General features: G+C 36.1%; 5 protein-coding genes. 2 read left to right on the forward strand and 3 right to left on the reverse strand.

Annotation, left to right across the window (positions count from 1 at the left end):
- Positions 1-119: 119 nt before the first annotated feature.
- Entirely contained in the window at positions 120-596 is a 477-nt protein-coding gene (locus ACFFIS_RS09635; RefSeq protein ID WP_320381533.1) for a tyrosine-type recombinase/integrase, read from the reverse strand.
- On the reverse strand, positions 575-889 hold the full coding sequence (locus ACFFIS_RS09640; protein WP_320381534.1) for a tyrosine-type recombinase/integrase: 315 nt from the start codon (positions 887-889) through the stop codon (positions 575-577). The genes ACFFIS_RS09635 and ACFFIS_RS09640 overlap by 22 nt, the downstream gene beginning before the upstream one ends.
- A 387-nt stretch (positions 890-1,276) precedes the next feature.
- Here ACFFIS_RS09640 and ACFFIS_RS09650 point away from each other — a divergent pair, with 387 nt between their 5' ends.
- Positions 1,277-1,597, forward strand: coding sequence for a YolC/YozM family protein (locus ACFFIS_RS09650; RefSeq protein ID WP_320381004.1), 321 nt, complete (start codon positions 1,277-1,279; stop codon positions 1,595-1,597).
- A gap of 146 nt (positions 1,598-1,743) precedes the next feature.
- Positions 1,744-2,094, forward strand: a complete 351-nt coding sequence (locus tag ACFFIS_RS09655) for a cyclic-phosphate processing receiver domain-containing protein (protein ID WP_320381005.1) — start codon at positions 1,744-1,746, stop codon at positions 2,092-2,094.
- Between the two features lie 486 nt (positions 2,095-2,580).
- Here the strand turns inward: ACFFIS_RS09655 and ACFFIS_RS09660 are convergent, their stop codons facing one another.
- On the reverse strand, positions 2,581-2,901 hold the full coding sequence (locus ACFFIS_RS09660) for a YjgN family protein (RefSeq protein WP_320381535.1): 321 nt from the start codon (positions 2,899-2,901) through the stop codon (positions 2,581-2,583).
- Positions 2,902-3,309 lie beyond the last annotated feature (408 nt).

Consider the following 3,309-nt stretch of genomic DNA (forward strand, 5'->3'; position numbering starts at 1 on the left):
TATCTAACATTACGTTGGACTTAAATGAAACCGCCGTATACGGAACCGTACGTACGGTGGTGTGAGAGGTCGGAGGTTAGTCACCTCCTCCTACTCGATTATTAACATGGGAAACTCCATTAAACTAGAAGGTTTTCCAAGGACTCAGCCGATTCCCTTTGCATTTCCAGGTCGGTATGGGAATAGATATCCAATGTAATACTTACATTAGCATGTCCTAGAAGTTCGCTGACAATTTTAGGGTTAATTCCTTGTTTCATTAATAGTGTGGCATTCGTATGTCTGAGGCTGTGTAAGGAGATCCTTTTTACACCTGCTTTTTCAACAAGTCGGGAGAAGGTTCTTGCGAAGTTACGTGGGTAAATTGGTCTGCCGTCTTCTGTACAAATAACAAGATCATGATTTGAATATGCTGGGCCCATTCTTTTCTTCATGTCTTCCTGCTCGCTTTTTAGTTCTTTTAATAAATCTATCAAGCTGGCAGAAATAACAATCTCCCCGGACTGAATTTGTTGTTTTAGGTGTTGTAAATTGTAGTCCCTGTTCCTTTGTGTAGACCAATGATTCTTTAATCTTAATCGTCTGTTGCTGCATATCTACACAACTCCATTAATGCCAAAATTTCTCCGCGATGTAAACCTGTGTGTAATGCTAACGTAAAGGCTGCTTTCCAGCGAAGTTGGTCACAATGCTCAAGGAAAGTTCTAGCTTCTTCGGCGGTCCCTGTCCGCTGCAACTCTTGATTGGAGTGTGAGTAAATATCCAATGTAATGCCAACATCAGCATGCCCTAATCGGCTCACTAACGACTTTTGGATTTTCACCATTCTCATAAGGATTGTCGCATGCGTATGCCGTAAAGTATGAAATGGAATATCAGGTACATGGATGGTTCGAAATAATCACCTGAGTCTATTTCAGCGAGTATTTGATTCATCGCCTTTGCTGCTTCTGCTTCACCTTTTGTTCTAAAACCACTACGATAGATCTGTATACGTTTGTCCGTACATTTATCCTTCCCGTGTTAATACGAAATGATCATTTTCTACTTTCTTTTAAGACATATAACCTCCGTGAGATGGTGATAGAGTGTAGTAGAAGTATTGGTCTTATGTCTTTTCATACTTAACTTGAATATGACCTGTTTGGGACATGAAAGTATAAATTATTCTGAAATTGATGGTGATCTATGGTAGGATAAATATTAGATGGGAAATCAAAGTTTGGCCTTGTTCAAACGACGGGCCAGATTATCAAATAACATGGGGGGATATAAAATGGGGTTGAAAGGCAAGTTGGGAATATTGGTTTTAGGATGTGCAGTGGCAGTGATTGCACTATTAATTTTCACACAAAAAGAACCTTACAGCACAGAGACAGTGATGGACTCTGTATGGGATAAATATGATGTTCAAAGTACAATGATAGGTGAAGAATCTGGAGATGGTAAATCCATCTCAACGTTATGGGTAGAAGTTTATAATGAAGATGATATACCAAAGGTTAAAAATTATTTAGAAAAAAACTTATCCCAAGATGATTTAGAATACTACAAAATAGACGTATCTCGTTATGAACCAGAAGAAGAGACTTCATAAAGGGGTGGTCTGTAAATAACTTGTTGTTTAAGAATAGGGCGCGTTTGTTGCACGCAACAAACGAATCATTTAATCGAAGGAAAGTATTTTTTTCTAAATTAATTAGAGATACAGATACCTAATAAAATCAAGGAATGAATTACTAAATGATTAATCTATACGTAGACGACCTAAGGGATTGTCCAAAGGGGTTTATAGTTGCCCGCAATATGGAAGAGGCAATTGACTATATTGAAAACAATGAGGTTAATATATTATCTTTAGACCATGATTTGGGTGCGGATAATGAAGGAAATATATTACCCACGGGTTATGATTTAGTAAAATATTTTTGTGAAAATGGGTTGCATGCGAACAAAGTCTACATACATACGGATAATGGTGTTGGTAGGGAGAATATGTTTCAGACACTTAAAGTCGCGCAAAGAAGAGGCTTTATTGCCCGTGATATAGGAATGTACCATTACTCAATCACACCTAACACGTACACGGAATAAACAAATAAAAATAGCCATCATGTACAAGTTTATGTGCATGGTGGCTATTTGGTTTATTAACAAAGGTTAACTTCATTAAACTAAAAGCTTTTCCAAGGATTCAACAGACTCCCTCTGCATCTCTCTCTAGGTCGGTATGGGAATAAATATCCAATGTAATACATACAACGATTTACGGGATTTCATTAAGTGTTATAATCCATCCAATCGTTATGATCGTAAAGAAGCATGGTCAGAAGATAATCCTGCGTAAGTTTACCTATGAGGAAATTATCTTTAGAGACAAGACAAGCCTAGATCTTTTGGATTAAATAAGAGTCTTGCTAATTTAGACAATCTACCGGAATCAAATATTTTAGCACACGATGTATGTAGCCTACAAATAAATTTTTTAAATGTGTATACAAACGTAGCTTTCGAATGCAGAATATACGTTCTGTATTCGTATAAAAGAGAAGATGTACAACAATGTACACCTATAATGTATTAATTAACAAATGTAGTGTGTTTTGCCTTCCAATCCTCTAATTTTATGAATACCCAAAATCCATATATTCCGATAGTGATAATTGTCAAGAACCACCATTTAATCCAATTACCGAATAAGCCAACTGCCGATCCGTTAAATTTCATTCTCTTTCCTTCAATAACGGTATGATTAATTTTCCAACCATATATCATCGTAATTGCCCACGGTAGACAGATTCCAAGTGTACATATAGTTACAATCCAACCTAAAATAGTCCAACCAATAAATTGCAGTAAGCCTCCGTCAAAATAAGACAGTCTACCTTTATGTGTTTGCATGATTGATGCTTGATTTTCCAAGCATAACTCCCCCTTTAGTTATAGTTCTATTGCACAATATTTATTTTAAAATAAAACGACTTTTCAATTAGATCGCATTTCTTCTGATCCTTTTTGTTCATCAAGGTCCTCGGCCGTCATATTTTCGATGACTTTAATATTAGGTCCATGTTGTCGACTCAGTTGCTATTTTGTTTATAATGGCGTCTCTCTCATTTACTTCTTTTAAATCATTTATATATCCAGTCTTTTCAAGTAGTTCATTATAAGGAAACTTCAGCCCTCCCCATATTTATTTAAAAAATACGGGTGTATTTCGCAAGTGAAAAGTGAGCCACTTCGCAATTAAATTTTGAACCACCCTAAAATAAATAATTATTCATCAGTTGATTCGTTTTTTAGCCATTC

The organism is Paracerasibacillus soli (genome assembly GCF_042432965.1).
Taxonomy (GTDB): Bacteria; Bacillota; Bacilli; order Bacillales; family Amphibacillaceae; genus Paracerasibacillus; species Paracerasibacillus soli.